46 protein-coding genes and 1 tRNA gene are annotated in these 26,926 nt (G+C 71.1%); 45 read left to right on the top strand and 2 right to left on the bottom strand.

Features of this window, described 5'->3' with window-relative positions:
- The first annotated feature begins 1 nt into the window (after position 1).
- From IE225_RS22020 to IE225_RS22190, 35 genes are all read left to right on the top strand, one after another.
- On the top strand, positions 2 to 370 hold the full coding sequence (locus tag IE225_RS22020; protein WP_190059325.1) for a hypothetical protein: 369 nt from the start codon (positions 2 to 4) through the stop codon (positions 368 to 370).
- Positions 367 to 672, top strand: coding sequence for a hypothetical protein (locus tag IE225_RS22025; protein WP_190059326.1), 306 nt, complete (start codon positions 367 to 369; stop codon positions 670 to 672). Before IE225_RS22020 ends, IE225_RS22025 begins: the two co-directional genes overlap by 4 nt.
- Positions 662 to 931 (top strand): hypothetical protein, encoded by a 270-nt coding sequence (locus tag IE225_RS22030; protein WP_190059327.1) that lies wholly within the window; start codon positions 662 to 664, stop codon positions 929 to 931. The genes IE225_RS22025 and IE225_RS22030 overlap by 11 nt, the downstream gene beginning before the upstream one ends.
- Positions 924 to 1,166 carry a hypothetical protein gene (locus tag IE225_RS22035; RefSeq protein WP_190059328.1) on the top strand — a complete coding sequence of 81 codons (243 nt, stop codon included), beginning with the start codon at positions 924 to 926 and terminating at the stop codon, positions 1,164 to 1,166. The genes IE225_RS22030 and IE225_RS22035 overlap by 8 nt, the downstream gene beginning before the upstream one ends.
- Positions 1,153 to 1,719, top strand: coding sequence for a hypothetical protein (locus tag IE225_RS22040; protein WP_190059329.1), 567 nt, complete (start codon positions 1,153 to 1,155; stop codon positions 1,717 to 1,719). The genes IE225_RS22035 and IE225_RS22040 overlap by 14 nt, the downstream gene beginning before the upstream one ends.
- Positions 1,716 to 2,633, top strand: coding sequence for a helix-turn-helix domain-containing protein (locus IE225_RS22045; protein WP_190059330.1), 918 nt, complete (start codon positions 1,716 to 1,718; stop codon positions 2,631 to 2,633). Before IE225_RS22040 ends, IE225_RS22045 begins: the two co-directional genes overlap by 4 nt.
- Positions 2,630 to 3,901 (top strand): N-6 DNA methylase, encoded by a 1,272-nt coding sequence (locus tag IE225_RS22050; protein WP_190059331.1) that lies wholly within the window; start codon positions 2,630 to 2,632, stop codon positions 3,899 to 3,901. The genes IE225_RS22045 and IE225_RS22050 overlap by 4 nt, the downstream gene beginning before the upstream one ends.
- 134 nt (positions 3,902 to 4,035) lie before the next feature.
- A complete protein-coding gene (locus tag IE225_RS22055; protein ID WP_190059332.1) occupies positions 4,036 to 4,278 on the top strand; it encodes a hypothetical protein in 243 nt (80 codons plus the stop codon).
- A 12-nt stretch (positions 4,279 to 4,290) separates the two neighbouring features.
- The gene (locus IE225_RS22060) at positions 4,291 to 4,650 is read left to right on the top strand and encodes a hypothetical protein (RefSeq protein ID WP_190059333.1); all 360 of its coding nucleotides are present in this window, start codon (positions 4,291 to 4,293) and stop codon (positions 4,648 to 4,650) included.
- 86 nt (positions 4,651 to 4,736) lie between these two features.
- A tRNA-Ile gene (locus tag IE225_RS22065) sits at positions 4,737 to 4,808 on the top strand.
- 94 nt (positions 4,809 to 4,902) lie between these two features.
- The gene (locus tag IE225_RS22070) at positions 4,903 to 5,454 is read left to right on the top strand and encodes a hypothetical protein (protein ID WP_190059334.1); all 552 of its coding nucleotides are present in this window, start codon (positions 4,903 to 4,905) and stop codon (positions 5,452 to 5,454) included.
- Positions 5,451 to 5,810 carry a hypothetical protein gene (locus IE225_RS22075; RefSeq protein ID WP_190059335.1) on the top strand — a complete coding sequence of 120 codons (360 nt, stop codon included), beginning with the start codon at positions 5,451 to 5,453 and terminating at the stop codon, positions 5,808 to 5,810. Before IE225_RS22070 ends, IE225_RS22075 begins: the two co-directional genes overlap by 4 nt.
- The gene (locus IE225_RS22080) at positions 5,807 to 6,382 is read left to right on the top strand and encodes an HAD domain-containing protein (protein ID WP_190059336.1); all 576 of its coding nucleotides are present in this window, start codon (positions 5,807 to 5,809) and stop codon (positions 6,380 to 6,382) included. The genes IE225_RS22075 and IE225_RS22080 overlap by 4 nt, the downstream gene beginning before the upstream one ends.
- Positions 6,382 to 6,663: a hypothetical protein gene (locus IE225_RS22085; RefSeq protein ID WP_190059337.1), complete on the top strand. Its 282-nt coding sequence runs from the start codon at positions 6,382 to 6,384 to the stop codon at positions 6,661 to 6,663. Before IE225_RS22080 ends, IE225_RS22085 begins: the two co-directional genes overlap by 1 nt.
- On the top strand, positions 6,656 to 7,036 hold the full coding sequence (locus IE225_RS22090) for a hypothetical protein (protein WP_190059338.1): 381 nt from the start codon (positions 6,656 to 6,658) through the stop codon (positions 7,034 to 7,036). Before IE225_RS22085 ends, IE225_RS22090 begins: the two co-directional genes overlap by 8 nt.
- On the top strand, positions 7,036 to 7,311 hold the full coding sequence (locus tag IE225_RS22095; protein WP_190059339.1) for a hypothetical protein: 276 nt from the start codon (positions 7,036 to 7,038) through the stop codon (positions 7,309 to 7,311). Before IE225_RS22090 ends, IE225_RS22095 begins: the two co-directional genes overlap by 1 nt.
- Entirely contained in the window at positions 7,308 to 8,159 is an 852-nt protein-coding gene (locus IE225_RS22100; RefSeq protein ID WP_190059340.1) for a hypothetical protein, read from the top strand. Before IE225_RS22095 ends, IE225_RS22100 begins: the two co-directional genes overlap by 4 nt.
- The gene (locus tag IE225_RS22105; RefSeq protein WP_190059341.1) at positions 8,159 to 8,371 is read left to right on the top strand and encodes a hypothetical protein; all 213 of its coding nucleotides are present in this window, start codon (positions 8,159 to 8,161) and stop codon (positions 8,369 to 8,371) included. The genes IE225_RS22100 and IE225_RS22105 overlap by 1 nt, the downstream gene beginning before the upstream one ends.
- Positions 8,372 to 8,373: 2 nt before the next feature.
- Positions 8,374 to 8,781 carry an HTH domain-containing protein gene (locus IE225_RS22110; protein WP_190059342.1) on the top strand — a complete coding sequence of 136 codons (408 nt, stop codon included), beginning with the start codon at positions 8,374 to 8,376 and terminating at the stop codon, positions 8,779 to 8,781.
- Positions 8,778 to 9,206 (top strand): hypothetical protein, encoded by a 429-nt coding sequence (locus IE225_RS22115; protein ID WP_190059343.1) that lies wholly within the window; start codon positions 8,778 to 8,780, stop codon positions 9,204 to 9,206. The genes IE225_RS22110 and IE225_RS22115 overlap by 4 nt, the downstream gene beginning before the upstream one ends.
- On the top strand, positions 9,203 to 9,844 hold the full coding sequence (locus IE225_RS22120; RefSeq protein WP_190059344.1) for a hypothetical protein: 642 nt from the start codon (positions 9,203 to 9,205) through the stop codon (positions 9,842 to 9,844). The genes IE225_RS22115 and IE225_RS22120 overlap by 4 nt, the downstream gene beginning before the upstream one ends.
- Positions 9,841 to 10,140: a hypothetical protein gene (locus IE225_RS22125; RefSeq protein WP_190059345.1), complete on the top strand. Its 300-nt coding sequence runs from the start codon at positions 9,841 to 9,843 to the stop codon at positions 10,138 to 10,140. The genes IE225_RS22120 and IE225_RS22125 overlap by 4 nt, the downstream gene beginning before the upstream one ends.
- Complete coding sequence (locus IE225_RS22130) at positions 10,137 to 10,598, top strand: hypothetical protein (RefSeq protein WP_190059346.1); 462 nt, start codon at positions 10,137 to 10,139, stop codon at positions 10,596 to 10,598. Before IE225_RS22125 ends, IE225_RS22130 begins: the two co-directional genes overlap by 4 nt.
- Positions 10,595 to 10,834, top strand: a complete 240-nt coding sequence (locus IE225_RS22135; RefSeq protein WP_190059347.1) for an ElyC/SanA/YdcF family protein — start codon at positions 10,595 to 10,597, stop codon at positions 10,832 to 10,834. The genes IE225_RS22130 and IE225_RS22135 overlap by 4 nt, the downstream gene beginning before the upstream one ends.
- Positions 10,831 to 11,403: a DUF6248 family natural product biosynthesis protein gene (locus IE225_RS22140; RefSeq protein WP_190059348.1), complete on the top strand. Its 573-nt coding sequence runs from the start codon at positions 10,831 to 10,833 to the stop codon at positions 11,401 to 11,403. The genes IE225_RS22135 and IE225_RS22140 overlap by 4 nt, the downstream gene beginning before the upstream one ends.
- Entirely contained in the window at positions 11,400 to 11,570 is a 171-nt protein-coding gene (locus tag IE225_RS22145) for a hypothetical protein (RefSeq protein WP_190059349.1), read from the top strand. Before IE225_RS22140 ends, IE225_RS22145 begins: the two co-directional genes overlap by 4 nt.
- The gene (locus IE225_RS22150) at positions 11,567 to 11,788 is read left to right on the top strand and encodes a hypothetical protein (RefSeq protein ID WP_190059350.1); all 222 of its coding nucleotides are present in this window, start codon (positions 11,567 to 11,569) and stop codon (positions 11,786 to 11,788) included. The genes IE225_RS22145 and IE225_RS22150 overlap by 4 nt, the downstream gene beginning before the upstream one ends.
- Complete coding sequence (locus tag IE225_RS22155; RefSeq protein WP_190059351.1) at positions 11,785 to 12,186, top strand: hypothetical protein; 402 nt, start codon at positions 11,785 to 11,787, stop codon at positions 12,184 to 12,186. The genes IE225_RS22150 and IE225_RS22155 overlap by 4 nt, the downstream gene beginning before the upstream one ends.
- Positions 12,183 to 12,629, top strand: coding sequence for a DUF6221 family protein (locus IE225_RS22160; RefSeq protein WP_229879887.1), 447 nt, complete (start codon positions 12,183 to 12,185; stop codon positions 12,627 to 12,629). Before IE225_RS22155 ends, IE225_RS22160 begins: the two co-directional genes overlap by 4 nt.
- Positions 12,626 to 12,943 (top strand): hypothetical protein, encoded by a 318-nt coding sequence (locus tag IE225_RS22165; protein WP_190059352.1) that lies wholly within the window; start codon positions 12,626 to 12,628, stop codon positions 12,941 to 12,943. Before IE225_RS22160 ends, IE225_RS22165 begins: the two co-directional genes overlap by 4 nt.
- A 5-nt stretch (positions 12,944 to 12,948) precedes the next feature.
- Complete coding sequence (locus IE225_RS22170; RefSeq protein WP_190059353.1) at positions 12,949 to 13,164, top strand: hypothetical protein; 216 nt, start codon at positions 12,949 to 12,951, stop codon at positions 13,162 to 13,164.
- 164 nt (positions 13,165 to 13,328) lie between these two features.
- The gene (locus tag IE225_RS22175; RefSeq protein WP_190059354.1) at positions 13,329 to 13,709 is read left to right on the top strand and encodes a hypothetical protein; all 381 of its coding nucleotides are present in this window, start codon (positions 13,329 to 13,331) and stop codon (positions 13,707 to 13,709) included.
- 151 nt (positions 13,710 to 13,860) lie between these two features.
- The gene (locus IE225_RS22180) at positions 13,861 to 14,577 is read left to right on the top strand and encodes a helix-turn-helix transcriptional regulator (RefSeq protein ID WP_190059355.1); all 717 of its coding nucleotides are present in this window, start codon (positions 13,861 to 13,863) and stop codon (positions 14,575 to 14,577) included.
- A gap of 527 nt (positions 14,578 to 15,104) precedes the next feature.
- A complete protein-coding gene (locus IE225_RS22185; RefSeq protein ID WP_190059356.1) occupies positions 15,105 to 16,487 on the top strand; it encodes an IS1380 family transposase in 1,383 nt (460 codons plus the stop codon).
- Between the two features lie 422 nt (positions 16,488 to 16,909).
- On the top strand, positions 16,910 to 17,335 hold the full coding sequence (locus IE225_RS22190; protein WP_190059357.1) for a hypothetical protein: 426 nt from the start codon (positions 16,910 to 16,912) through the stop codon (positions 17,333 to 17,335).
- A 159-nt stretch (positions 17,336 to 17,494) separates the two neighbouring features.
- Here the strand turns inward: IE225_RS22190 and IE225_RS33805 are convergent, their stop codons facing one another.
- Complete coding sequence (locus tag IE225_RS33805) at positions 17,495 to 17,617, bottom strand: hypothetical protein (RefSeq protein ID WP_268250012.1); 123 nt, start codon at positions 17,615 to 17,617, stop codon at positions 17,495 to 17,497.
- A gap of 94 nt (positions 17,618 to 17,711) precedes the next feature.
- A complete protein-coding gene (locus IE225_RS22195) occupies positions 17,712 to 18,200 on the bottom strand; it encodes a DUF3761 domain-containing protein (RefSeq protein ID WP_190059358.1) in 489 nt (162 codons plus the stop codon).
- A gap of 382 nt (positions 18,201 to 18,582) precedes the next feature.
- Between IE225_RS22195 and IE225_RS22200 the strand changes: the two genes are divergently transcribed.
- The 10 genes from IE225_RS22200 (at position 18,583) to IE225_RS22245 (ending at position 26,923) form a co-directional block, all read left to right on the top strand.
- Positions 18,583 to 19,059 (top strand): hypothetical protein, encoded by a 477-nt coding sequence (locus IE225_RS22200; RefSeq protein WP_190059359.1) that lies wholly within the window; start codon positions 18,583 to 18,585, stop codon positions 19,057 to 19,059.
- A gap of 353 nt (positions 19,060 to 19,412) precedes the next feature.
- On the top strand, positions 19,413 to 19,970 hold the full coding sequence (locus IE225_RS22205; RefSeq protein ID WP_190059360.1) for a hypothetical protein: 558 nt from the start codon (positions 19,413 to 19,415) through the stop codon (positions 19,968 to 19,970).
- 64 nt (positions 19,971 to 20,034) lie between these two features.
- Positions 20,035 to 20,274, top strand: a complete 240-nt coding sequence (locus IE225_RS22210; protein ID WP_190059361.1) for a phage regulatory CII family protein — start codon at positions 20,035 to 20,037, stop codon at positions 20,272 to 20,274.
- A gap of 184 nt (positions 20,275 to 20,458) precedes the next feature.
- Positions 20,459 to 20,686, top strand: coding sequence for a hypothetical protein (locus IE225_RS22215; RefSeq protein ID WP_190059362.1), 228 nt, complete (start codon positions 20,459 to 20,461; stop codon positions 20,684 to 20,686).
- Positions 20,687 to 20,703: 17 nt separating this feature from the next.
- Positions 20,704 to 21,030 (top strand): HNH endonuclease, encoded by a 327-nt coding sequence (locus tag IE225_RS22220; RefSeq protein ID WP_190059363.1) that lies wholly within the window; start codon positions 20,704 to 20,706, stop codon positions 21,028 to 21,030.
- A gap of 156 nt (positions 21,031 to 21,186) precedes the next feature.
- Entirely contained in the window at positions 21,187 to 21,570 is a 384-nt protein-coding gene (locus IE225_RS22225; protein ID WP_190059364.1) for a hypothetical protein, read from the top strand.
- Positions 21,515 to 23,044: a terminase large subunit domain-containing protein gene (locus IE225_RS22230; RefSeq protein ID WP_190059365.1), complete on the top strand. Its 1,530-nt coding sequence runs from the start codon at positions 21,515 to 21,517 to the stop codon at positions 23,042 to 23,044. Before IE225_RS22225 ends, IE225_RS22230 begins: the two co-directional genes overlap by 56 nt.
- A 49-nt stretch (positions 23,045 to 23,093) precedes the next feature.
- The gene (locus tag IE225_RS22235) at positions 23,094 to 24,359 is read left to right on the top strand and encodes a phage portal protein (RefSeq protein WP_190059366.1); all 1,266 of its coding nucleotides are present in this window, start codon (positions 23,094 to 23,096) and stop codon (positions 24,357 to 24,359) included.
- Entirely contained in the window at positions 24,352 to 25,398 is a 1,047-nt protein-coding gene (locus IE225_RS22240; protein WP_190059367.1) for an HK97 family phage prohead protease, read from the top strand. Before IE225_RS22235 ends, IE225_RS22240 begins: the two co-directional genes overlap by 8 nt.
- A 139-nt stretch (positions 25,399 to 25,537) precedes the next feature.
- Complete coding sequence (locus IE225_RS22245; protein ID WP_190059368.1) at positions 25,538 to 26,923, top strand: phage major capsid protein; 1,386 nt, start codon at positions 25,538 to 25,540, stop codon at positions 26,921 to 26,923.
- Positions 26,924 to 26,926 lie beyond the last annotated feature (3 nt).

Here is a 26,926-nt window from a genome sequence, read left to right on the forward strand (position 1 = left end):
CATGCACCCCACCTTCACCCGCGGCTTCCGCCTGCACCACAACGGCCGGCTCCTCCACGGCGCCCAGTTCCCCACCGGGCACGTCCTGGTCGCCGACGACCCGCAGTACGGACTCGCCACAGCCGCCGCCTCGCTGGAGGACCTCCTGAAGGGCTACCACGGCGCCCGCGTCGAGTGGCCCGGCGACCAGCTGGTACCCACCGCGCTGCTCCTGGACCTGGCGCACATCGCCGCCAGGGTCGCCGACTCGGACGACCGGGCCCGCGCCGTCCTCGCCCAGCTCACCAGGTACCTGGGCTACGACGTCGCCGAACGCGCCGCGAAGCAGGAAACCGCCCGGGCGCTCGCACGAGGGGACACGCACCTGTGACCCCGCACCCCGGCGACGTGATCCTCCAGCACCCGACCGCCATCGAGGCCGCGCTCGCCGCCGCGGACGCCGAGCTGCGCGACCGGCACGGTCTCGAGAACGCCGTCCAGCCCTGGTACTTCGCCCCGACGGGCGTGACCGATCACATCTATCCGCACTGCCCCCACCTGCGCCGCTCCCTCGCCGGGGCCGACCCCCAGCAGGGTCAGGGCGCCCTGTACCCCGACGCCGGCGACGTGTGCGGCTGGTGCCGCCGCGTCTGGCGCGCACGACGAAGCAAGGAGAACACCGATGAACGCTGAGAAGCGCGTCATCACCGTCGACCGCCACCAATGGACACTGAAGGCTCCGGCCCACCACACCGAGGTGGAACAGGCGGTGGCGGTCGCCGAGAAGGACCGGGCCCGACTCGCAGCGAAGGGCATCCACACCGGCGACGTCCACGTGCACGGCACCGACGACCAGCTAGTCATCTCGTTCGAGGCCGAGCGTCCGAAGATCGCCACGCGGCATGGCTCCCGCGGACTCGTGGCCGAGGACGCGGAGGCCGCCGATGGCTGACGTCAAGGCCGAGATCATGATTCGCGAGTGCGCGGATCACAGCTGGTTCGACCGGTGTGTCATGGGCGAGGCCTGGTGGTGGCAGGCGTACATCCCGCACAGGGGCCAGCGCAGCGGTTTCGCACGCACCAAGGAGAAGGCGCGCGTCAAGGCGGAAGCGCCGGCACGTGATCTGGCCGGCGCAGAGAGGCCGTTCGAGCGGTACACGTACGAGGTGACCGATGCAGACGCTTGACGATCTGGTCGCCGACCTCGTGGACCGCTACACCGGCGACAAGGAGCACCCCGGCGACGGCGGCCCCGGGCTCATCCACCGGCTCGACACGCTCGGCTTGCGCACGCGGCAGCCCGCGGCGGCCGTGCACGCTCCGCCCGGGTCCCGGCCGCCGACGTCGCTGGAGGCCGTGTCGTGGTCGCAGCGCATCAAGGCGGAGGCCGTGGCCCTCGACGCGGAGCTGCGCGGCTCGCCGCACACGCAGCCCTGGTACCGGGCGCTCAGGGCGATCCCGCCGGGCGCGGAGACCGCCGGCCGCGAGGCCGAGGTGCGGCGGATCGTGGGCCGCTGGCACGGCACCGTCCTGACCGTGCTCGGCCTGCGCGGGCCGAGCGTGCACTTCCGGCACGCCCTGTGCCTGGTGTGCGGGGAGCGGACCGTGTACGGGCGCGCCGACGAGGACCGGCCCCGGGCCTGGTGCGTGAACGACCAGTGCGAGGACGGCGATACGGGCGCACCGGCCCGCTACGAGGGCCCGCGGCTGTACCTGCTCACGGAGAACCGGGTCTCATGACCGCCGACACGCCGGTCGCGCACGGCTACACCCTGCGCGACCTCGAGCAGCTCACCCGCACGGTGCTGCGCATGGACCGCTGGTACGTCGCCGGCGACCTCGACGAGCGCTACAACGCGGTGTGGTGCGGGATCGTCGAGCGGCTGCTGACGGCCGAGGAGCTGCCGACGCGCCGGGAGTTGCTGAACGCCGGCACCCGGGCCAACGACGCCCGGGTCCTGGACGAGATGCGCACCCACGGCCGCTCCACCCACGTCTTCGGGCAGCCCATGCCCCGCTTCCACGCCTACTGGTGCCCGGCGAACCCGCCCTCTCCGGAGACGGGGGTGGTCGAGCGGCTCGCCACGCAGCAGATCTGGCCCCGGCTGACACCGCGCCAGCAGCAGGCCCTTGCCGCGCTCGCCGCGCTCGAGGACTACCAGGCCGCCGCCGACCACCTGGGCGTGACGCCCGGCACCTACAACGTGCTCGTGTCCACAGCCCGCCGCCGCTTCCTCGCGTGGTGGCACGAGGGAGAGGCGCCGTCCCGCGTGTGGGGCAGGGACGGCAGGGTCGGCCGCCGCACGGCGGCCACGGCTCCCGCAAGGAAACGGCGCCCCGCGACCCGGGCCGTCGTACGCCGCACCGGACGGCCGAAGCGCGAGCTCGTGCACGGCCGCGCCTCCACCTACACCAACCACGGCTGCCGGTGCGGCCCTTGCACCCAGGCCGCCACCGACGATGCGCGCGAGCGCAGCCACGCCGGCGGCACGACACCGCGGCGGAGGATCACCGTCTCCCAGCTCACCCACATCCGCACCCGCAAGGAGAACGGCGAGACGCTCACGTCGATCGCCGCGGACCTCGGGTTCACCGACTCCTACATCTCCCGGCTCCTGTCCGGCAAGCGCCGCCCTGCCCCGGATCCCATATGAACGACGCCACCATCCAGGCCCTCGCCGCCGAAGCGCCAGGCATCCACGGCCACCAGCAGGTCGTACGCCTCGCCGTCAACACCATCGCCGCCGCGCGCGGCCTTCCCGAGCCCTGGCCCATCGACCTGCCAGGCGATGCAGCCCAGCGCGTGGTCGCACTCCTCGCCGGCCTCGGCGAGCTCAGCCAGTGGGGTGCGGCCGAACTGGGCGCCCTGCGCGAGCAGCTCCTGGCGAGCGAGGACCGCAGCGCATCCGGCGCCTGGTACACGCCGCCCGAGATCGCGGGGCCGCTGACCCGCGCGGCCCTGAGCGAGATCACCGACCTGCACCTGGACGACGACCCGTCCGACGTCCTGAACGTGTCCGTCCTCGACCCGGCCTGCGGCGGCGGTGTGTTCCTCATCGCCGCCGCACGTCTGCTGGCCTCCGCGTACGCGGGCGTCCTGTACCGCACACAGGCGCCGGCGCCGCTCACCGTCCGCGCCGTCATGGCCGACGTCCTCAAGGCCTGCGTGTACGGCATCGACACGGACCCGGTCGCCGTCGACATCGCCAAATCGGTCTGCTGGCTGGAGACCTCCGGGTTCGTGCCGATCGACTGGCTCGACAGCAACATCGTCGTCGGCGATGCCCTCGCCGGTGACACACCCCCGGCCCTGGCCGGCCGGCTCAGCGCGGCCGGCCCGCTCGCGATCGTCGGCAATCCGCCCTACCGGGACAAGGCCAAGGGCGCCGCACCGTGGATCGAGGCGCGGCGCCCGGGCCCGCGAGACGAGCGGGCCCCGGATGAGCTGTGGCGGCCGAGCCTGGATGAGTTCCGGCTGCCCGGCCAGGGCCGCATCGAATACGTGCTGTGCAACCTGTACGTCTACTTCTGGCGGTGGGCGCTGTGGCGGGCCTTCGAGACCCGTCTCGGCGCGGCGGCCGTCGCGTTCCTCACGCCCAGCGCGTGGCTGAAGAGTCCCGCGTTCGCGGGGATGCGGGCCGCCATGCGCGCAGCTGCCGACCGCGGGTTCATCGTCGATCTGACGCCGGAGGGCAAGGCTCCTGCGGTGCAGACCCGCATTTTCCCGGGCGTCACCCTGCCTTTGTGCGCGGCCGTGTTCGCGCGTCGCCGCGGACCGTGCCCGCAGACGCCGGCGCTCGTACGCGTCGCCACGGTGACGGGCAGCCGTGAGGAGAAGTTCCAGCAGATCGAGCAGCTCCTGGGCGCCGGGTCCTGCCGGGCGAGTCCACGGCCGGCGGAGCCGGCTCGGCACGGCCGGTGATCAACACCGTGGGCTGCGGGAGGAGTTGTAAAAGAAAGTACGGCCTGAGTCTTGTACTTGCTCATACTTCCTCGTACTATTTTTGACAGGGGTTGGGGATCGGCCCCCATCGCTCCACTCGTGAGGAGGTGGCCATGGACACGCTGTTCCGCTCCATCGGCCTGATCGGGCCCGGCGACCTGGTCATCTACCACGGCTCCATCCAGGAGCTGCACGGCCTGTGGCTGGCCATCCCCTGCCCGTGCAACACGTGCCGCGCGTTCGACCGGCTCGGCCTCCCCGAGACCCGCTTCGCCCTGGCCGACCCGTGGGGCGAGCTGCCCGGCCCGCTCCACGTCCGCCGCCAGTCCATCACCCGCTCCACCGCCTGCGCCTGAAGGGAGGCCCCCGTGAACACGCTGCTGACCCGCAGGATCACCGTCGCCGACTACCTCACGCAGCGCGGCCTCCCGGCCGACTGGCGCTACGCTTCCCCGCTCGGCCGGGCCGCCGCCGCGATCTACCGCCAGCTCTACCGGCGCGAGCCCGCGCGGGCCCTGCGGTGGATCAACGGCCACGTCCGCCAGGTCTGCGCCTACGACCCGTCCGAGGCGCACGTGCTGACGGCCGCGTGGGAGCAGTACGGCTGCACCGCCGGACTGCGGCCCGTTCCGACCGCCCGGTTCGGCTGGGCCCCGGTGGACTGGGTGGTCGGCATCGACGCCATGCGGTGGCGGCCCACCGACGGCCCCATGCGCAGCCACCCCTAGACCGGCGGCCGGGCTCACCCCCCCCGGCCCGGCCGCCCTCCCAGGGCCGCGCCCCGACTTCCCCCCGGCGGGGCGCGGTCCACCAAGCCTCCGTAGCTCAGTGGCAGAGCAGCGGTCTTATACCCCGCAGCGCGTCGGTTCGAGTCCGACCGGAGGTACGTCACCAGCCGCCCGGCGGCCGGACATGCGACCCGCGCCCGTGGCGCACCGACTCGCTTCCGCGCCGCCGGGCCCCACCACCAGGAGACACAGATGCCCGACACCTCCGGCATCCCCACCGCCCCCGTCGACACCGAGCCCATCGGTTTCTACGCCCGCGACGCGCAGGCCGCCGCCCTCCGCGACACCCTGACCGCCGCCGGCGTCGAACTCGGCGCCTACGACACGCGGATCGTGAACTGGCTCGCCGGATTGGAATGGTCGACGCTCGCCGTCATCGCCTCGTGGGTGGCGCGCGCCGCCCAGATCCGCGAGCCGGCCCCGGCGATCGCCCTGCCGTCCCGCTTCGACGCGACCCCGACCGAGATCGACCAGCACCTGCGCCGCATCCTCGCCGAGGACACCTACCTGCGCTACCAGCAGGCCATCGGCAACCAGGCCGCGCAGGACGTGCGGGCGACCGTCCGGCCGGAGATGAAGGGCATCGACCAGACCGCCCGCTACGTCTCCGCCGACGAGATCGACCCGCTCAAGGGCGGCGGCCCGTACCCGTCGCAGCTCCTGTGCTCCCAGCACGACGGCTTCGGCCCCTGCCCCAGCGCGCCCGCCTGCACCTCGCACGACACCCCGAAGGACCCGCAGTGAGCCTCTTCATCAACCCCGGCTCCGGGCCGGTGCTCGGCGCCAGCGAAGAACACGCCGCCGCCAACATCACCGTCTTCGCCGACGACCTCCGGCGGGCCGGCCTCGGCGTCGACGACTGCACCCGGACCCCGGACGCCGACGGCGAGGGCCGCTACGCCTTCACGCTCACCATGACGGACGGCCGCAGCATCGAGATCCAGATGCCCGGCCTGCCCGTCGACCGGGTGCGCTACCTCGGCACCGACGGTCAGAACATCTGGCACTTCCCGCGCCTCTACGTCGGCGGCTCCTCCTGGGTGTGGAAGTTCGCCCTGGAGATCTGCGCACCGAAGACCGAAAGCGGCGGCACCCGGTGAGGGCCCCCAAGCCGCTGCTCCTGCTGGACGTGGACGGAGTCCTCAACCCGTGCGAGGCGCTCCCGCACCGGCGCCCGCCCGGTTACCAGACGCACCGGCTCAAGCCCGACTGCTGGATCGCCCAGCACGACGGTCTGCCCGAACACCTCGTCAAGCCGCTGCGGGTGTGGCTCAACCCGGCCCACGGGCCCGCGCTGATGCGGCTGCCGTACGAGCTGGTGTGGGCCACGACATGGGAGCACGACGCCAACGAATGGATCGGCTGGCGCATCGGCCTGCCCCGCACCGAGGACCTGCCCGTCATCGAGTTCGGCGACCAGGACGTGATCCGCCCGGACGGCACGTACGTCAAGACCTGGCGCATCGTCGAGTACGCCGCCGGCCGGCCGTTCGCGTGGGTCGACGACCAGATCGGCGACGCCGACCGCGCGTACGTCGCCCGCCACCACACCGGGCCCGCACTTCTGCACTACGTCGACCCCCGCAAGGGCCTCACCGACGACGACTTCACCGTGCTCGCCGACTGGGCGGCACAGATCAGCACCGACACCACGAAGGGAGCCGACGCCTGATGGCCACCGGACCCGAGCACTACCGCGAGGCGGAGCGCCTCGCCGAACAGGCCGACAGCTGGATGGACGCCGACATCGGCTGGAAGGCCCACCTGCCCACCGAGGAGCGCATCGCCCGCCGCCGCGCGGACCTGGACGCCGCGCAGGTGCACGCCACGCTCGCCCTCGCCGCGGCGACCGCCCTCGCCACCATGTCCAGCCGCGCGGCGGTCCGCACCGTCAACGAGTGGTGGGCCGCCGCCGGCCCCCAGCAGCCGAAGGACGACGACACCAGTGAGTGACCTGCTGCTCCCCGAGTCCTTCACCCGGGTCACCGCGGTCCAGCGCGTCGTCCCGGTCACGGGCCGCCCGGACCTCACGGACCCCATCACCGGGCGCATCGTCATCCCCACGATGGTCGACCTGTACCTGCGCCGTGACGAAGGCGTCCCGGGCGGGACCCGCGAGTACGCCTACGTCGGTGTCACCGGCCCCCGCCGCCTGAAGTCCCGCCGACCCGGCAAGCAGATCACCTCGTACGGCTGGCAGCACGCCCGCGGTGATGAATACCGGCGCGGAGCGCTCCGCCCCGACTGGCTGACCGAGGTCCTGGCCGACCTGCTGCCGGACGGCTGGAGCCCGGCCCTGCTCGACCTGCCGGGCGGTGGCGCCTGATGGCCTTCGACCCGAGCGACTACTGCTCCAACCCGAAGTGCGGCGGCGCCGCGGGCGCCTGCGGCTGCCCCGCCGACCACAACACGCAGGACCTGATGCGCTGCCCGCACTGCGGCGGCCAGTGGTGGCGCGCGCACAGCGCCCCGTCCACCACCTGCCTGCACACGCAGTGCGGCCGTGACGGCTCCGTCGTCGTGCGGCCCGCGCGGTACGCGCCGACCCACGACAAGGACGGCAACCTGCTCGACGACGCCCAGGGCGGTGAGAGCCGGTGAGCGCCCACGACCAGCTGACACCGCAGCAGCGAGCCACGCTCGCCGAGCAACTCGGCGACGCCCAGCCCGCGACCGCCGGCCTGCTGATGTCCTTCGGCAAGTCCATCCAGGACCGCCGCGAGCACGACCACACCACGCAGCTCGAGGACTGGTACTGCCTGAACCTCGCCGCCTACATGGGCGAACGCGTGGCCGCCGTGCTGCGGCGCCTGCTCGACGCCGAGGCCCGCGCCGAGCGCCGCCTCACCGCGTGGAAGCTGTGCCGGACCCGCGCCCGCGCGCTCGCCGACGCCGCCGACCGGTACGCCGCGCGCGCCCGCCAGGGGCAGACCGCGCTGCAGGACGCGCTCGTCGCCATCATCGGCGCGCAGATGGAACGTGACGCGGCCCGCTCCGCGACGCTGCGCGAAGTCGACGAGCGACTCGCCGCGATGCAGCTCCCCGAGCACCTGAAGGGCACGCTGAACGCCGGGTCGTACGCCGACGCGTGGCGCCGGTGCCGGGACATCGTCCAGGCCATGGCCGACGAAGCGGAACGGGAGAAGGACACCAGCGGCGGTGGCCAGCCGCACGAGGGCGAGTCCACTCCCTTCGCCGGCCTGCCGGCACACGTGACCGTCTTCGAGCTCCCGTGGACCGGCTCCACGCTGCCCCTCCAGTTGCGGCGCAGCACCGCCGGCGGCGACCGGTTGATGATCTGCGACCGCGAGGGCCGCCGCTGGCACCGCGACCACGGCTTCGTGTACGAGCGCGACGACGACGAGCGCACCCGCACCGACACCCGGTTCCCACTCGCCGAGGCGTGGCCGCTCGCGCAGCGGATCGCCGCCGGAGAGGCAGGCCCGTGATGGCGATCGGATACGCCCACACCCTGTTCTGCGACCGGCTCGGCTGCCGCGCCAAGGTCACCATCGAGGCCACCCGCAACGCGGCGCACGCGCGCCGGCTGGCGCGCATGCGGCACGGCTGGCGCAGCGACGACACCGGCGACTGGTGCCCCACCGACAAGACGGCGCGCGCCACGGCGCACGCCACCCAGACCCGAGGACCGAGCCAGTGAACATGCCCGCGCCACTCACGATCGCCGCGCGCCGCGCCATGGTCGAGGAACTCCTGCGCCAGGAGCCAGGCATCAGCGCCCGCAAAATCGCTGCTCGGCTCGGGGTCGGCAAGGACACGATCCTCCGCGACATCGACGCGATCGAGACGGAGCAGAGGCAGCGCGCCGCGGCCTCCGGCCAGGAGACGCCGGAGCCCGCGCCGCCCGCGCCGGACGGTGCGCCGGCGGGCGACAGGCTCGTGCTGATCCTCGACGAGCCGTTGCGCCAGGCCCTCGCCGTGCTGCGCGCCACCCGCGGCCGACCCGACACCCCTGCCGAGAACGTGGCCGCCGCCCGCGCCGCGATCCGCGCTACCGCCGACATCGTCCTCGAAGCCCAGCAGCACGCCCAGGAAGGCGCCACCCCGTGACCCCACGTCCCGAAGCTGTCGCCGCCGCCGACTGGTGGGCGGCGAAGCTCGCCGAACAGCCCCGGCACGACGTCGGCGCGGCACAGCCGAACGCGCTCGCCAACGCGGTGTCCGCGCTCGTACGGCGCCAGCGCACCCAGGCCCAGATCGAGGCCTTCCGCGAGGCCCTGGCCGAGGAGATCAACCGGCACGTCGAGCGGTACGGCTGGCGCCCGGACGAGCCGGACTTCGGCTCCTACATGCGCACCATCGCGGTCGACTACGGGCCGGACCCCGTCCTCGCCGACGCCGCGGAGAAGGCCGGCTTCGAGCTGCAGATGCTCGACCTGCCGGTGAAGACCGTCATGTGGATCAACCCGGGCGTAGTGAAGGTCGCCGAGGGCTACGGTGCACGCCCCGTCGTCATCTGGAGGGCCGACCGGTGAACTACCGCCCGTACCCCGACGCCGATCGCGCCCTGCGCCAGCTGCAGCGCGGCCGAGTCCCCGAACCGCCGCAGCCGCCGATCATCACCTCGTTCGCGCAGTTCCAGGCTTACGTGAAGTCTGGCGAGTTCGCGCGGCGCATGCAGGCCCTCAACGAGACCATCTCCGCCATCCTCAACCGGCGCGCCGGGGGAGGGGAGATCATCACGCCCGACGTGCTCGCCGAGCAGCAGCCGATCGTCCTCGCCCGCGTCGTCCGCACCTGCGTGGCCGTCCCCTCGCAGTGGAACGCCTGGACCACCACCGGCCAGTACCTCTACCTGCGCTACCGGTCCGGGATCGGCACCGTCGACGCCTACGACAACCCCGACTCCGAGACGTGGACGCGCACGCCCGACGGCGCCGTGGCCCGCTTCGACACCGGCGACCGCCTCGACGGCGAGATGACCATCGAAGAGTTCTGCGAGCGCGCCGGCCTTGAGCTGGCCGTCGCGGAGGTGACCGGCGAGCCGCAGGACAACATGCAGGAGCACGACACCGAGGCGTGGGACGTCCCAGACGCGCGGCCCGGCACCACCGACCACACCCTCACCCAGCGCGCCGAACCACACGACGACGCGGAGGTGACCGGCGAGTGAGCGCACTCGATCTGTTCGCCGAACCTCGGCCGATCGTTCTGGGATGTGTCCGCCCCAGCCCTATCGCCCGCCCGCCGCATTGGGACGTTTGGACCACCGATCGCCAATACCTCAACCTGCGCTACGAGCGCGGTGTTGGGACCGTGTGGACCGAGGACGGACGGAGACGACCTCGATGGTCCTACATCCGACGCTTCGACACTGGTGACCCGCACAGCGACGACATGACCCTGACCGAGTTCTGCGAGCGCGCTGGGCTGCAGCTCGCCGATGACGCTGAGGTGATTGGCGAATGACCGAGGAGCGGCGCGCCCTGTACGGCAACAGCGGTGGACGCTGGCTGCTGGCCCAGTTCTCGGGGGCACCGTCCGAGCTGCCCGCCCGCATCGGGGACATGTCCCTGCTGGGCGAGCCCGAGGCCGTCCTCGCTCGCCTCTACGCGCGACTACGGCAGCAGCAGGAGGAGGAGATCACGGAAGGCCGCAAGGCCCGGGCCGCTCACGGCAGGGCACTGGCCGCTTGGGAGGCCGCGGACCCGGCCACGCGCGGTCCGGCTCCGCAGCCGCCGGACGGCCGGCAGTCCACCAAGCCGGGGCCGTGGCCCGGTGTGCAGCGGCAGCTCGCCGTACGGATCGGTGTCGGTCAGCAGGCGGTTTCCCGCTACCTCAGCCGCAGGTCCCGGATGGTCCTGGACGACGCCGGATGGGCCGCCCTGGTGCGCGCCTCGTACGAACTGGGGGTGACCGACGGATGATCAAGGCACTTCTGCGCGAGTCCACTGGCGCCCCGGTCGTCGTCCTCGGCCTGTCCGCGGAGAACATGACCCGGCTCATGGCCGACGAGCCGATCGTGGTGCAGCTCGCCGAGCTCGGCCTGAAGCCCATGAAGGTCCTGATCGTGGGAGGCCGCACCGAGGCCGACATCGCCGCGATGCTCGCCGAGAAGTTCGGGCCGCCGCGGCAGACGATCCACCAGGAGCCGGACCGGTGACCGCGCCGATACGCCGGCCGCAGCGGAAGCTCACACAGGCGGACCTCGAGGCCGTCTGGGACACCAAGCTGCTGAACCTGCACGGGGCGCTGATCCTCGGCCTCGTCGACCCCGTGCCCAACCCGTCACCGATGTCGGAGGCGGAGGGCGCGTGGGTGCGCGAGCACGTGTGGCCGGAGTTCCTCCGCGAGGTCGACCGCCGGTATCCGTTCGGGTTCTGGCGGTGGTCGGCCTGCGAGCGCGGCACCTGCTGGAACTGCCTGTCGGGGCGCTGCGACTGGTGCGTGCACCGGCAGCAGGGCGGCCCGCACGTCGACGACACCACCGACTGGGTGCACAACCAGCACGGCCGCGCCGTGGCCCGCCTCATCCCGCGGCCCGGCGGTGAGCCGTGCGTGTGGTGGTGCCGCTGCCCCTGTCCGAAGGCCGGCCCGTTCCCCACGCCACCGGCCCCGGCCGGGCAGGAAGCCGCCCAGGAGCCACCACAGCCCCGTGCGGCGCCGCCCGCCGCACGGCGAGCACCACAGACACACCCGACCCTGTTCGACCCGGAGGCGATACCCCAGTGAGCGCACGCGACGAGAACTTCGGCCCGACAGAGGAGAAGTTGCGCTGGGCGGGCGTGGAACTGCGGGCCGCGCGTATGCTCGGCGAGCTGGAGAACCAGCTGTCGGCGACATGGCGCGGACGCCTGGCACCGCGGCTCGCCCGCTGGTACGCCCGGAGGAAGCGATGAGCGCGCCCCTGCAGGTCCGGCCAGCTGAGTTCCCGCCCGTCGGCTTCAGCACCGCGCCGCCCGCGCGCGCCTGGGCCGCCTGGTGCGGCCCCTGCGGACGCGACGGCCTGCCCCTGCTCGTCGCCCGCTCCGGCCGCCTCGACCGCGCCGGCTGGGACGCCTGCATGACGGCCGCGCACGCCCACATCACCCAGCACAAGAACGGCGGCCGACTGTGAAGCTTCTCGACGCCCCCAAGCCCGATCCACTGTGGCAGGGCCTGGTCATCGCTCACGCGGCTGGCTGCCGGTGGATCGCCGTCCGCATGCTCTTCAACCACCGGCTCGTGTGCGTGCCCGACGGAGACCCGTACGGGTGCGCCGCGTATGGCTGGTGCTACCGCAGCCTCGCCGCCCTCATCACCTCCGCCGCAGTGTTCGCCCCGGACACCCAGGACGAACCGCTCGGCTGGCACAAGCGCGCCGGCGCCGACGTCCGTCGCGCGCCCCACCGCGATCAGGACCCCGAGCACAACCGGCCGCGCTGCGTCCACGGCAGCTACCTCGACACCGGGCGGTGCGAGCACGTCGACGTCTGCCACCAGGTCCTGCGCCGCGACGAGAGGATGAGCTCATGACCAGTGTGGACGACTTGGTGCGCTGGCTGGACGAGCAGCTCAAAGAGGACGAGCGGATCGCGCGGGCGGCTTTCTGGGACGAGCAGTCTGACGTGTGGACAGCCCGCCCACCTCAGGCGAGTTACGAGCGGTACACCGTCGTGGACTACCTCGACGATGGCGTCGTAGCCGTCACCCCAGAGAACGCCGACGCCGACGGCGTGGGCCAGCACGTCGCAGAGTTGGATCCGGCTCGGGTGCTGCGCGAGATCGACGCCAAGCGGCAGCTCCTCGACGAGCACCAGGACGTGAACGACGGCTCATGCGGAACCTGCGTCGACGGCCAATGGGGCTACCCCACCCACGGCGGCAGCAGCCCCCAGCGATACCCGTGCCGCACGCTGCGCCTGCTCGCGCTGCCCTACGCGGACCGGACCGGCTACCGCCAGGAATGGCGGCCGTGACCGACCCGAGCACCGACGTCGCCGACTGGCGCACCCGCACGGTGCGCCAGTGCGCCACCCTGTGCGACACCTGCATCTACCGCCCCGGCAACCGGGCGCGCCTGGCGCCCGGCCGCGTCCAGGAGATGACCCGGGCCGCCATCGCCACCGAGGAACACGTCATCTGCCACGCCACCATCGGCACGCCGGCGCCCGCCATCTGCGCCGGCTTCGCACGCCACCCCATCGGCCAGCTGCGTTCCCTCGCGCTCCGTATGGTCCGCGTCGGCGCCGTCCGGCTCCAGCTCGTCAACCCGCCGTCCAAGGAAGGATGACCCCTATGACCACTGTGACTGTCCAGGTCCTGCTGCTGTTCGGTGACCAGGCCGAGATCGTCGCCGCCGACGTCCCGCCGGAGGAGCGCGCCCAGCCGGAGCGCTACCCGGCTGCCGAGATCGCCGCGGCCGTCGGCGTGCCCGTGAGCGACCTGCCCGGGATGCGGCTGGTGGCCGACGTCGGCGACGACGGCCGGCTGTCCGGCTGGCGCCTGGCTTGACCTCGGCGAACGGCCTCAGCTTCTGCGGAAGTTGGGGCCGTTTTCCCGCCCGGAAGTGTTGCAAAACGGTGCGCGAATGGTCCATAATGGAGACAGAAGGAACGAGGGGCCGGAAACCCCCGGAACCTTCACCAACCATCACAACTCCAGAGAGGACGGACACCATGTCTGACGAGTCCGAGCGGGAGATCCAGACCCTGGGGATCGCACTCCTCACCGTCTACACCCTGATCGGCAGGGTGTGCGAACTCCTCCCCATCCCGATCACTCTCCCCGACTTCGACGGCGATGTGCTCCACGGCCCGGAGATGATCTCCGCGGTCACCCGGGTCACCGAACTCGTCGAGGACGAACCGATCAGCGAGGACCTTCAGGCGGGACTGTGGGGAGGATGCCTCCACTGGCTCTCCGCAGCGCACCTGTTCAGCCGGTTCATGCAGACCGGTGAACACGTGGTGAGCCTGGAAATCCGGATCAACCTGGTCACCGGCGCGGACGCCCTCCACATCGTCGCCCACCAGTTGACCGGCAACCAGGACGAGTGACAGACCGCGGCCCCCGGCAACCAGCCGGGGGCCGCACCCGCAAGACCAGAAGACGACCAGTGGGGGCCGGGCCGAAGCCCACGAGCACACAGGGTGCCCGCCGGAAAACCCCCACCGGTCACCAACCATCCACGAAGGGACGGACACTGCCATGGTAGACACGCAGCCCGGCGAGACGTACGCCGAGATCGCCGCCCGCCACGGCCGCAGCGAAGCCACCGTGCGGAACCGCTGGGCACGCCACCCCGCCTGGCCGCCGCCGGTCGGCAAACGCGGCAGGAACCTGATCTTCGACCCGGCCGCCGTAGACCAGGCGATCGCCAAGCACATCGAGCGGCCCGCCGCCGAGCTGGAGCCCCGCCGCCTCTACACCGCCCGCGAGATCGAGGCTCTGACCGGCATCGCGGCCGCCACCATCCGCGCAGACCGCTCCAAGGGGCGCTGGCCGGAACCCGACGACCGCTCCGGCCGCGCGCACCGCTGGTACGGCGCCACCGTCGCTAAGACCGTCGAGGGACGCCGCGGCTACCGCCGAGACGGCGGCTCGGGCGAGCAGCCCGCGCCCAGCCCCCCGGCTGTCAGTGGGGTCCGGCATGATGCGCACATGGAACCCGCCCACAAGATCACCGGCCTTGACGCGACCTGGAAGCCCGGCGACGTCGTCCTGGACGCCGCAGGAAACATCCGCGTCCGCTCGAACCACCCCAAGTGGGTGTGGGACTACGCCAGCGAAGGCAGCACCCGCGACCGCTTCACCGGCGGGGCGTCCGTACCGGAAGGCGCCCTCGAGGACCACGACGTGCCCCGGCCGCTGATCCTGCTCGTACGCGACGGCCAGGCCGTCAGCGGTCGACCGATCCAGGAATGACGGCAGTCTGCCGGCCTCATGCCGCCAACCGCGCCGGGTAGACGAGCAGCATGAGCATCTCCGAGATCGGCTTCGCCCTCATCGTCGGCATCTTCGTCATGGTGCTGCTCCAGGTCCTCGGTGTCCTCCCGCGCTGAGCGGTACGGTCGGCGTGGCGCGCTTCCCAACGGCAACGGCCCGAGACGCTACGGCGTCTCGGGCCGTTCCAGTTCAGTTCGCGTGGCCAATGCGTGCGCTGGCGCCGAGCTCTCAAGGGGCGGGCGTCTCGGGCGGCCGTACACCACCCGCGTTAGTGGCAGGCCGCGCGAACCCGTGCGCCCTGGGGCAGCAGCGGCATCCGTCACAGGTCTGTCGCACTTCGCCGCGCCCACCGCTGGTACGGCGCCACCGTCGCGCAGGTCCTAGCCTCGTGCTTTCACGGAGCGGGCTGTCCGGCTGGTGGTCAAAAAAGCAGAAAGTGCCTCTGACCAGCGAGAATGAGGATTGCTGAGGTCCTTGTTCCCGCCACCGACGGAGGCACTTTCCAGGTGAAGAAGCGTATCGGGTCCTACCCGCGTGTCCGCGTCGAGGGCGGCGGTCGCGGAGCGATTTCGCAGGCCGGGGCGGTGCTGCTGGTCGAGACGGTCCGCAAGACCGGTCTGGATGCGGCGATATCGGCGGCGCTTGAGCCATGGCGCAAGCCGCGGGCGGTGCACGATCCGGGCAAGATCCTGCTGGATGTCGCGCTCGCCGTCGCGCTGGGCGGGGACTGCCTGGCCGATGTGGCCCTGCTGCGGGCCGAGCCGGCCGTGTTCGGGCCGGTGGCCTCCGATCCCACGGTCTCCCGGCTGATCAGCAAGCTGGCGTCGGGCGGGCAGCGGGCCCTGGCCGCACTCCGCACCGCCCGCGCTGAAGTACGCGAACATGTATGGCGGTTGGCCGGTGCCGCGGCACCGGATGCGGGCGGGCAGGTGATTGTGGACATCGACGGGGTCCTCGTCCTGGCGCACTCCGAGAAGCAGGACGCCGCCGCGACCTGGAAGAAGACGTTCGGGCACCACCCGCTGATGGGATTCGTCGACCACGGCCGCGGCGGGTCCGGCGAGCCGGTCTCGGGTTTGCTGCGGCCCGGCAACGCGGGCTCCAACACCGCCGCCGACCACATCGACGCCACCAAGCTGGCCCTGGCCCAGCTGCCGAAGATGCACCGGCGCGGACGCCGCACCCTCATCCGGTGTGATTCCGGTGGCGGCACCCATGAGTTCGTCGACTGGCTGTCCGCCAGGGGCCGGTGGCTGTCGTACTCGGTCGGCATGACCATCACCGACGCCATCCACCACGCGGTCCTGCAGATCCCGGCCTCGGCCTGGACACCCGCCGTCGAACCAAACGACGACATCCGCGACGGCGCCTGGGTCGCCGAGATCGACGCCGGCAGCGACTGTCTCAAGGGCTGGCCGGCTGACATGCGGCTGATCGTCCGCAAGGAACGCCCGCACCCGGGCGCCCAGTTGCGCTTCACCGACGCCGACGGCATGAGGCTGACCTGCTTCGCCACCAACACCAAGCACGTCGCGATCGCCCAGCTGGAACTGCGCCACCGCCAGCGGGCCCGAGCCGAGGACCGCATCCGCGCCGCCCGCGCCACCGGTCTGCGCAACCTGCCCCTGCACGACGCCGCGCAGAACCAGATCTGGCTGGAGATCATCCAGATCGCCCTGGACCTGCTGGCCTGGATGCCGATGCTCGCCCTCACCGGCGCCGCCCGCCTGTGGGAACCCCGCCGCCTGCGGCTACGGCTGTTCTCCGCAGCGGCCCAGCTCGTCACCAGCGGACGCCGCCGCATCCTCCGCCTCGCCAGGCACTGGCCCTGGACCGACCTGATCACCCATGCCCTGCAACGGCTCGCGACCCTACCGAACCCCGGCTGACCAGCAGCTTCCCACCCCTACGAACAGCACCACCCCACCGGAGCCGTGGAACCCGGCGCCCACCCGACGCGACAGCCGGGCCACCCACATGCCCACCTGCAGAAATCACCGCCCCGAACGAGCCGAAAGGGCCCGCCAGCAAGCTGACGGACCCTCATGCAAGATCGAGGCTAGGGGATGCGGCGCTGGAAGTTCACCAGTACGAAGAGAACAGCGGTGAGTGGCAGACAGCCATGGATGCAATGATGGAATTGAGAAACGCCATGCTTCGCAAACACGCTGAGTTCATGCGTGCCGGCTCTCTGGCGCTCAACATGGATGGAGTAGGAAATTACGCCAACGAGCTGCCCTGGCGGGACGACGATGGGGAGTAATAGGATCCGGAGTATTCCACCTGTCGCACCGAGTGAGAAATTCTGCCCATGAGAACCCGATTTCTCGGCGCGCTGCCCGCGCTCCTGATTTCCCTTTTCGTCTTGAGTGGCTGTTCATCAACGAAGCCGACGCAGACGGCTCCTTCGCCGTCAAGCCCACGGCACTACCAGCATCCGACCCGTGACCTGCGGCGGGTCACGGCGGACTGCGACTCCGACCACCAGCCGTACGTGACGCTCTGGATCACCAACCACTCAGCTCACGCTGTGGCCTACGACATCAAGTACAACCTTGTCGACGCACATGGGAAGACCGTTGGATCAGCCAGCGGGGTCTTCAGTCTCGCGGCGCACCAAGCCCTCGGTGACACGCGGCTCTTCAATACCACCGGACACTGCGGGACCATCGCGCGGCTCGCATACGTCAACGCCTACAACAACGACGGCCACGGCGACGAACAGCCCAGTTTCTGATCACCCGAGTCCTGGCCCTGCCGCGTTGAGGCCATACGCTGGGCCGGAGCCCTCGAACGGGGCAGGCGTACTGGGCGGCTGTACACCGCCCGCGTCATGGCAGGCCGCGCGAACTCGTGTGCTCGGGAGGAGCGGAACCCCGGCCCGCCCACAAGCAGGTCAGACGAAGCGGCGGGTCCTGGGGTCCACCTTCCCGAGGGTGCACATCCAGAACATCATGTCGATCATCCCGAAGCAGAGCCGCAGAGACAGCCGGACGAGGGAGACGGCAAGACCAATCATCGAGTCCCTTTCGGAGCATGCTGGAGATCAAGTGTCGCCCGGCCACGCGATCCGCTGGCTGGGCGGTTCGTTACCTCCCACCTACGGAGTGGGCCTACCTGTAGAAGACGGCCACGCCTCCGTGATGAGAGCAGGCGCCCTGATGATGCGCGGCGTACGAGTAGGTGCCGTCGTTGCAGAGCGCGGTCGCACCGTTCCCAGTGCTCACGGAGCCGCCCGACGAGCCGGAGCTCCCGCTCCCGGACGACCCGCCCGACGAACTCCCGCCGCTGCTCCCCGAGTCCGCGGCCGCTGCGTGCGCGGTGACGGTCACCTTCACCTTGACCGTCTTCGTCGCCGTCACCGTCGGCGCCGGCTCCGGCGTCGCGGTCTCCGTGGCCGTTGCCGTCGCGGTGACCGTGGCCGTCGGGCGCACCTTGTCGGCCGTCGGCTTCGCGTCGCTGCCCTGACCCTGGTCGCCAGCCCCGGCGCCGACGCCAAGGAAGAAGGCGAGACCGATCGCAGGCAGCACGTACCGCTTCCGCGCCCACCTCGGGGCCGTTCTGGCAGGCTGCTGCGGCGGCATGGTGTACGGATTCGTCATGTGTCCCCCCAGGACGTGTGAGCGGCGTTGACCGTAGCGCCAGGTGTGACCTCTATGTGCAACTTTCTTGCAGCAGTCACCCATTCGTGACACACCCTGACCGGCAGTCGACGATCCGCTCACAACTTGGCGCACGCCAGCCCGAAGCTTTCGATGGCCCCCTGCGACAGGGCGGTGTGGAATCGCCGGGGTCAGGCCTCGCCGTCGTGCAGCGCCCAGAACAACTGGTGGGCGACGGTACCCGTGTAGGCCATCGCGCGCTCCACCTACCACGGCTGGACTCGCTCGTGTCACAGCTGCGCCACGAAGCGCGCACACGCCGCCAGCAATCCTCGCATCCTCCCCACAATGACGGGCAGTCGGCACCGTCCTTGGGGGGACCATGCAAGCCAGAACCGCGCTCACCGCCATCGCCATCCTCGCCGCCACCCTCAGCGCCTGCGGCAGCAGTGACAGCGACTCGAAGAGTGTGCCGACGAAGGCCGCCACGACGGAAGCCACGGAAGCGCCGGTCCCATCCTCCGCAGCGCCGGAAACTACCGCACCCGCAGAAGAGGCCCCAAAGCTCAGTCCCACGACGGAGAAGCCTGACAAGTACGAGCAGACCTGGAAGAGGCCGTACTCGAACACGACGTGCGGCGACTTCCTCAGCGGCATGAACGGCCACGAGCGGTGGGTGACTGCCGCCGACATGCTCAGCGCAGCACGCAGGAGCGACGGCGGATCCGGCCTGCCCGCCGACTCGGAGATCACCCGGTTCCAGAAGGACATGAGCGCAGCCTGCGAGGGAAGCGCAGACGCGAAGGTCACCGAAATCGGCGCGGCCTTGTACTTGATGGATCCGACGTACAAGCCCTGATCAATCCAGCTCACCGTCGCTCACCGCCGTAGCCGGACGCGGCAAAGGTCTCTCGGGGCCCGTGTAGGAACTTCCGGCCGCCGGCGGCCGGGACGACCGGCGGCAGGGCGCGTACGCCGCTCCTTCGGGACAACAAGGCTCTCCGGGCCCGCGTAGACGCCCCTCCTTCGCGAGGGGCGTCCTGCTGAGACCGCCCGCGTGCCGCCTCGTCCGCTGCTGGGTTCGAACGCCGCGTCACCGCGCTACGCCTAGACCGTCACGTCTCCGCAACAGGCCCACCGGCAGGCCGAGCCTGGGCCACGATGCCCCGGTGAACCTCGATCTCAATGCGCTCGTCGCGCCCATCGTCGGCCGTGCCGCTCGGTGCATGGCTCAACGCCCGCACCACAGCCAGCGCCGAAGCCAAGGCCGAACGCGACAACCTGGGCGCCCAGTTCGACGCCATGCTCCTCGCCGTCACCCAGCTGCGCGCCGCCGTCGACGAAGACCGCATCCTCTGGAGCAACTGGCGCGAGAAGCTCAGCGCCATAGCCCTCGCGGCCATGTCCGGCGCCGGCCTCGCCGCGTTCATCCGAGGATCGGACCACCGGCAGATCGCAGCCGCCATGGGCGGAGCCAGCTGGTTCCTCACGCAGGAACGAGCGCAGCAGAAGACGGCGTCCTCCAGCATTACTCCGAAGATCGCCGCCGTTGCCCAAGCAGCCGCGCCCCTGCTGCGCCATTCCGACCGCGACGTGCAGGACGCGACGAAGCAGCTCATGACCGCCGCCTTCCGCTACCACGAGGCAGGCCCTGCCGAGCTGGACACGGCGATGGACGCCTTCGGAACCGCCCTGCGCGCCGCCATGCAGCACCCGGCACAACCGAGGAGGGCGGCCCGCGCACGACGTACGACGCCGGGCGAACAGTGAACTACCAGCCCGAACGGGAATGGCAGATCGGCTGGTAGCACTGGCGGCTGGGCACACTGGTCACGTGATCACCGCACGCACCGGACGTGACGGCCGGCCCCTCGTCACCACTACCCAGGCCGCCTACAGCCTCGGCATGGAGCCCAAGCAGTTCCGCGACTGGGCGCGCCGCCGCTGCATCACCCCGGCCGGCTCCCGACCGAACCCCAGCCGCGGCCAGGCCCTCGCCCTGTGGGACCTCGCCGACATCGCCGATGCCGTACGCCGCCAGAAGACCAAGCAGCCCGTCTGCCAAGGCACCTGACCAGGCGTGTACTTGACAGAAGATCGCCCCGCGCTCATTCTGTGAGACGGTGGCACCGCTGTCGGCAAGGTCTCAACCGCCCAACCTGCCACCACAGCACAGCATCCGAGCCCGGCCCAAGTGGCCGGGCTTTCGCATGCGGGCCAGCCGCACCACAGCCCACGACATCCACCGCTGAGGAGCCATGCGCCGCACCCTCACCGCCGCCAGCGCCCTGGCGCTGCTGCTCGCCCTGACCGCCTGCACCCACCGCGAGCAGCCCGCCCCGGCACCCACCACCACACGGCCTACGCCCACGGTGCGCCCCAGCACGCAGCCCACCACGCCTGTACCCACGGCCTCCACCACGGCACCCGCTCCCAGCCCCACCACGCCGGCACCCGCCACCCCTGCCCCCACCTCCACGGCCTGACCCCACACCCCTCGGCCATGCCCCAGCTCAGCCCGCAGGAGATCGCCCGCCGCACCAGGCAGGCCCGCAGCGGCCGGCCCTGGCTGCGCCTCCAGGCACAGGTCTACGCCGAGGAGACCCACTGCTGGATCTGCCACCGCTGGGTAGACCAGTCCCTGCCCGGCACCACCCACCCCATGGGACGCACCGTGGACCACGTGCATCCGCTCTGGCTCGGTGGTGACCCTCTCGACCGGGCCAACTGCCGGCTCGCCCACCGAAGGTGCAACACCGCCCGGAACAACCAGCTGCGCGCCGCGCAGCGGCCACGTCCCAGCTTCACCGTCGACACGGCGAGCCTCTAACCTGCACATATGCCTCTGACCTGCGGAAACGCCCAAGTTGATCAAATGCGGCGTCAAGATCGGCTTTTTTTGATCACGAGGCGGACGACCCCGCGCCCGACTGAAAAAAATATCCCCCCGCTGAAATCGGCAGGGGGCTTCCCGGGGTGGTGAGCGGTGGCTGAGGGGGTCGAGGAGCCGGCCGGGCTGGGGGAGCGGGGCCGCCGGATGTGGCGGGAGTCGCTGGCGATCTGGTCTCTGACTCCGGCGCATCTGGTGCTGCTGGAGGAGGCTTGTCGGATCGCTGACCGGCTTGACCTTCTGAACTCCATATTGCGCGCGTCCACTGGGGGTGTCAACCCCAATATCGAGCAATTCGGCGATATTTCGGGACTGTTGGCGGAGTCTCGGCAGCAATCCAGTGCTCTGAAGCTGCTGTTGGCGGAGATTCGCCAAGGTCAGACGGGATCTGGGCCGGCCAAGCCGGAGCCGTCGGGAGGTGTGGGTGTCCACGACCTCACGAAGCGGATCGCTGAGCGCCGCCGCCAAGCCGAGGGTTGAGGTCCACCCCCCGTACGCGTGGTCGTACGGCGAGGAGGCGTGCGATCTCGCCGCGCGCGCCGGCCTCGTCGCGGATCCGTGGCAGCGGGACGCGGTCACCCTGCTGCTCGCGTGCCGGGAGGACGGCAAGTGGGCGTGCTTCGAGTACGCCGAGCTCGTCGCCCGCCAGAATGGCAAGGGCGGCATCCTCGAGATCCGCGCGCTCGCCGGGTTCCTGCTCCTGGGCGAGCAGTTGATCCTGTGGTCCGCCCACGAGTACAAGACGGCAATGGAGGCGTTCCGGCGCTTCCGGACGCTGCTGCGGCGGCTGGGCAAGCAGGTCGGGAACAACGAGAACCTCATCGAGATCGACGGCGTTCGCATCAAGATCTCGAACACCAACGGGGAAGAGGGCTTCGAGCGGCTCGACACCGAGGCCCGCATCAAGTTCGTCGCCCGCAGCAAGGGCTCCGGCCGCGGCTTCTCCGGTGACCTGGTCATCATCGACGAGGCGTTCGCGTACACGCTGCTCCAGCAGGAAGCGCTGATGCCGACGATGCGGGCCCGGCCGAACCCGCAGATCATCTACACCTCCAGCCCGCCCCTGGACGGCGAGTCCGGCGACGTGCTGTTCATGCTGCGCGAGCGAGCCGAGGCAGGAGGGGACGACTCGCTCGGCTACCGCGACTGGGGCGCCGCCGGCGATCTCGACCACCTCGACGAGATCGACCTCGACGACCGGGCGCTGTGGGCCGCGACGAACCCGGCCTGGGGCACCCGGGTCACCGAGCAGGCCACGCTGCGGGACCGGCGCGGCATGTCACCGAAGGGCTTCGCCCGGGAGATCCTCGGCATCTGGCCGCGCCGCACGCAGGGCAACGTCGTCATCGACCCGCGGCTGTGGGCGGCCATGGCCGACGAGCAGTCGCGGCGCACGGCGGAGGGCGGCGTCGGGATCGGCGTCGACGTCTCGCCGCTGCGGGACTATGCCGCGGTGTGCGTGTACGGCGTGCGCGACGACGGCCTGGGGCACGCGCAGCTCGCCGACTACCGGCCAGGCACCAAGTGGCTCGTGCCGCGCCTGGTCGAGCTGCGCGACGCGCTGGAGCCGATCACGGTCGCGATGGGCCGCGGGACCTTCGCGTTCCTGAAGACCGCCCTCGACAAGGAAGGCTTCCAGCTCCCGGAGGACCCGGAGGGGCCGGCGCCCGGCGACTTGGCGGTGACGAACGCGGTGGACATGGCCGCTGCCGCGGGCCAGATCCTCGAAGCCGTGCGGGAGCAGGCGTTCCGCTACATCCCGAACCAGCACCTGGACACCGCGGTGGCCGGCGCGAAGACCAAGCAGTCCGGGGACACCGTCGCCTGGACGTCGAACGGCACCGACACCGACATCAGCCCGCTCGTCGCCATGACGCTCGCCCGCTGGTCGTACGTGGCTCGCTCGCACCTGCTCGACGGCCGGCAATACGACGTCCTCGACTCGATCTTCTGACCCGCTGATCGCCCGCAGGGGCAAGCCCGGATGCCTGGAAGGGGGCCGCATGCGCAACCCTTTCCGCCGCTGGGGCTGGACGCGGCGAGGCGCCGACACACCCGAGCAGCGGCGCATCGGCGTCGGCGACGTCTCCTGGCCCGTCGACGACCTCGCCTCCCCGGCCGCGGTCAGCGTCGAGGGGGCGGTGCGGCTGGCGCCGGTGTTCGCCGCCGGCCGGCTGCTGTCGCAGTCGGTGGCGTCGACGCCGATCAAGCAGTACCGCAAGGTGGGGGAGACCCGCACCCGGTTGCCGCTGGCGCCGCTGTTCCAGCGGCCGTCGGCGCAGGGCACGATCGACGACTGGCTCGGCCGGGCGATGCTGTCGCTGGTCTACCGGGGCAACGCGGTCGGCCTGGTCACCGAGCGGGACTGGCTGGAGTACCCCACCCGGATCGAGTGGCTCAACCCGGCGGATGTGTCCGTGCAGGACACCAACGCGCTCGGCACGCGGGGCTCGTTCACGGATCCGGTGTGGTCGTACTGCGGGGTGGAGCTGCCCTCCGAGGACGTCGTGCATATCCCGTGGATGACGTACCCGGGCCGGGTGTGGGGCCTGTCGCCGATGGCCGCGTTCGCGGTGACCGTGTCCACGGGGCTGGCGGCGCAGAAGTTCCTCGACGACTACTTCCGGAGCGGCGGCACCCCGCCCGGGCGGTTCCGCAACACGCAGCAGACCGTCGACCAGCAGCAGGCGACCGTCATCAAGCGGCGGCTGGTGCAGGCGATCCGCTCCCACGAGCCGATCGTGTTCGGCAAGGACTGGGAGTACGACCCGATCACGGTGTCGGTGCAGGAGGCCCAGTTCGTCGAGGTGGCCCGGCTCGGCGCCACCCAGATCGCGTCGATCTACGGCATCCCGCCGGAGAAGATCGGCGGCGAGACCGGCGGCTCCTACACCTACAGCTCCCCGGAGCAGCGGCAGATCGAGTTCATCCAGGACGCGCTCCTGCCCTACCTGGTGAAGATCGAGAATCACCTGTCGGCTCTGCTCCCCAGGGGCCAGTACATCAAGTTCAACGCCGACGCGCTGATCCGCGTGGACATCCTCACCCGCCACACCGTGTACGAGAAGCAGCGCCTCATCGGCAAGAACAGCCTCGACGAGATCCGCGCCGTCGAGGACGAGGCCCCGCTGCCCGACGGCAAGGGCGCCGACTACACGCCGCTGCCGATCCAGGCCGGCGCCAACGTCACCGTTCCGCAGGTCCGCGGCCACCGCACCAGCGATCCGGGACTGCACCTCATCAAAACCCCGAGGGAGAGCCATGGTTGACCGGCGACAGCTCCGGGACTCCCCGGAGCGGCGTGCCATCGCCTCCGGGCAGTTCGAACTGTGTGAGTTGGCGGGCGGGCAGCTGCTGCTGACCGGCTACGCGTCCGTCTTCAACTCCCCGTACGAGGTGTACGGGGGACCACCCGCCGGCTGGACCGAGGTCGTCGACCCGCACGCGTTCGACACCACCCTCGCGGCTCGGGCTGACACGCATCTGCTGATCAACCACACCGGCATGCCGCTCGCGCGCACCAAGTCCGGCACGCTGAAGCTGTCCGCCGACTCGACTGGCCTGCACGTTGAAGCCGGGCTCGACCCGTCCGACCCGGACGTCCAGGCGCTCGTGCCGAAAATGCGCCGCGGCGACATGGATGAGATGAGTTTCGGGTTCCGGGTGAAGCAGGACGAATGGAACGAGGACTACACCGAGCGCCGTCTCCTAGAGGTCTCCCTGCACAAGGGCGACGTGTCCGTGGTGAATTTCGGCGCCAACCCGGCTACGTCGGCACAGCTGAACAGCTACTCGGAGGCGTTGGAGCTGCTCGCCGAGCTCGACCCTGATGCGGCCATGGCCGAGCTGCGCGCCGACGGCGTCGACCTGGAGCGGCTGACCCGGGCCCGCGACAACGTCCTCGCCCTGCACCGGCAGATGCGGCCGGAGCAGAAACGTTCCGGCAGGCTGAGCCTGGCCGAGGCCCGCGCCATCGAGGACGGCGAGGTCCAGGTGGGGCTGAGCGCGCAGATCCCCGCGCACACCACGGCCGTCACAGACGACCCCCTCGACCGGCGCGCGGCCGCCGGCGCCGCCTCGGGCAGCCAGATCGTCCTGCGGTACGTGCACGCCTGGGTCGACCCCGACGGCGACCCCACGGCGGCCGAGGCGTACCGATTCCCGCACCACGAGCCGCGCATCGGCTCCCCGGCGTCGCTGCCCGCCGTCCGGCACGCGCTGTCGCTGCTGCCGCAGGCCGACATGCCCGCCGAGGCGAAGACCGCCGCCGAGCGGCACCTGCGCCGGCACCTCGAAGACGCCGACTGACCCCGGCGCACCCCCTCGAGTTTCCCGCGATCCGGCACGGACCGCGGTCGCTGTCGCACGCCTGGCACTGGTGCTCGACGGCTCATTTCGGCCTGGCACTGGCCGTTGTCATGATCCGTAACGCCAGAAAGGCACGCTCATGGATGAGCGATTCCGGCGGCTCGTCGCACGCCGCGAGCAGACCGCCCGGGAGCGCGAGGAGATCCTCGCCAAGCGCAAGGCCATCACCGACCTCGCCGAGGAGGAGGCCCGCGAGGACCTCCTCCCCGAGGAGGACGCCGAGTTCCGCGAGCTGACCGCGCAGATCGCCGCGAAGGACGACGAGCTGCGCCAGCTCGACGAGCGCATCAAGGAACTGTCCGACGAGGCCGAGCGCAACCGTACGATCACCGAAGGCGCGAAGGCCGTGCAGCGGGCCAAGGCCCGCGTCCAGCACGTCAACGAGGCCCGCACCTACGAGCGCGGCAACGGCCGGTCCTACCTGCAGGACCTGGCCCGGGTGCAGCTGAACATGGACGGCGACGGCAGCGCGCGGGAGCGGCTGCAGCGGCACGCCATGGAGGTCGAGTCCGACCGTGAGTTCCGCGACCTGAACCGCACCGACGGCACCGGCGGCTACTTCGTGCCGCCGCTGTGGCTCATGGGCCAGTTCGTGGAGCTGGCGCGCGCCGGTCGCGCGTACGCGAACGTCGTTACCTCGCAGCCGCTGCCCCCGGGCACCGACTCGATCAACATCCCGAAGGTCGCCACCGGTACCGCCACCGCGGTGCAGACCGCGGACAACGCGGCCGTGCAGGAGACTGACCTGTCGGACGACTTCGTGACGGCCCCGGTCCGCACGATCGCCGGCCAGCAGGACGTCGCGATCCAGCTCCTGGACCAGAGCCCCGTCTCCTTCGACGAGGTCATCTTCCGGGACCTGGTGGCCGACTACGCCACCAAGGCGGACGTGCAGGTCATCTCCGGCTCCGGCAGCGCCGGGCAGGTCACCGGTGTCCGCAACACGCCGAACATCGTGACCATCTCCGCTTCCACAGCGACCGTCCAGGCGATCTACTCGAAGATCGCGGACGCGGTGCAGAGGGTGCACACCGGCCGCTTCATGCCGCCAACCGTGATCATCATGCACCCGCGGCGCTGGGCATGGTTCCTGGCGGCGGTCGACTCGCAGAACCGGCCGCTCGTGGTGCCGGACGCCGGCAACCCGCAGAACGCCATGGCCACCCTCGGCGCGGTCGCCGCTGAGCAGGTCGTCGGCCAGATGCACGGCCTGCCGGTCGTTACCGACCCGTCGATGCCGACCACGCTCGGCACCGGCACCAACGAGGACGTCATCCACGTGATCCGCGCCTCGGACTTGCTGCTGTACGAGTCGGGCATCCGCTCCCGTGTCCTGCCCGAGGTCGGCTCCGGCAACCTCACCGTCCGGCTCCAGGTGTACGGCTACATCGCTTTCACCGCGGGCCGCTACCCCAAGTCGGTCGTCGAGATCGGCGGCGCCGGTCTCGCGGCGCCGTCGTTCTGAGCC

The sequence above is a fragment of the Streptomyces echinoruber genome (assembly GCF_014651135.1).
GTDB lineage: Bacteria > Actinomycetota > Actinomycetes > Streptomycetales > Streptomycetaceae > Streptomyces > Streptomyces echinoruber.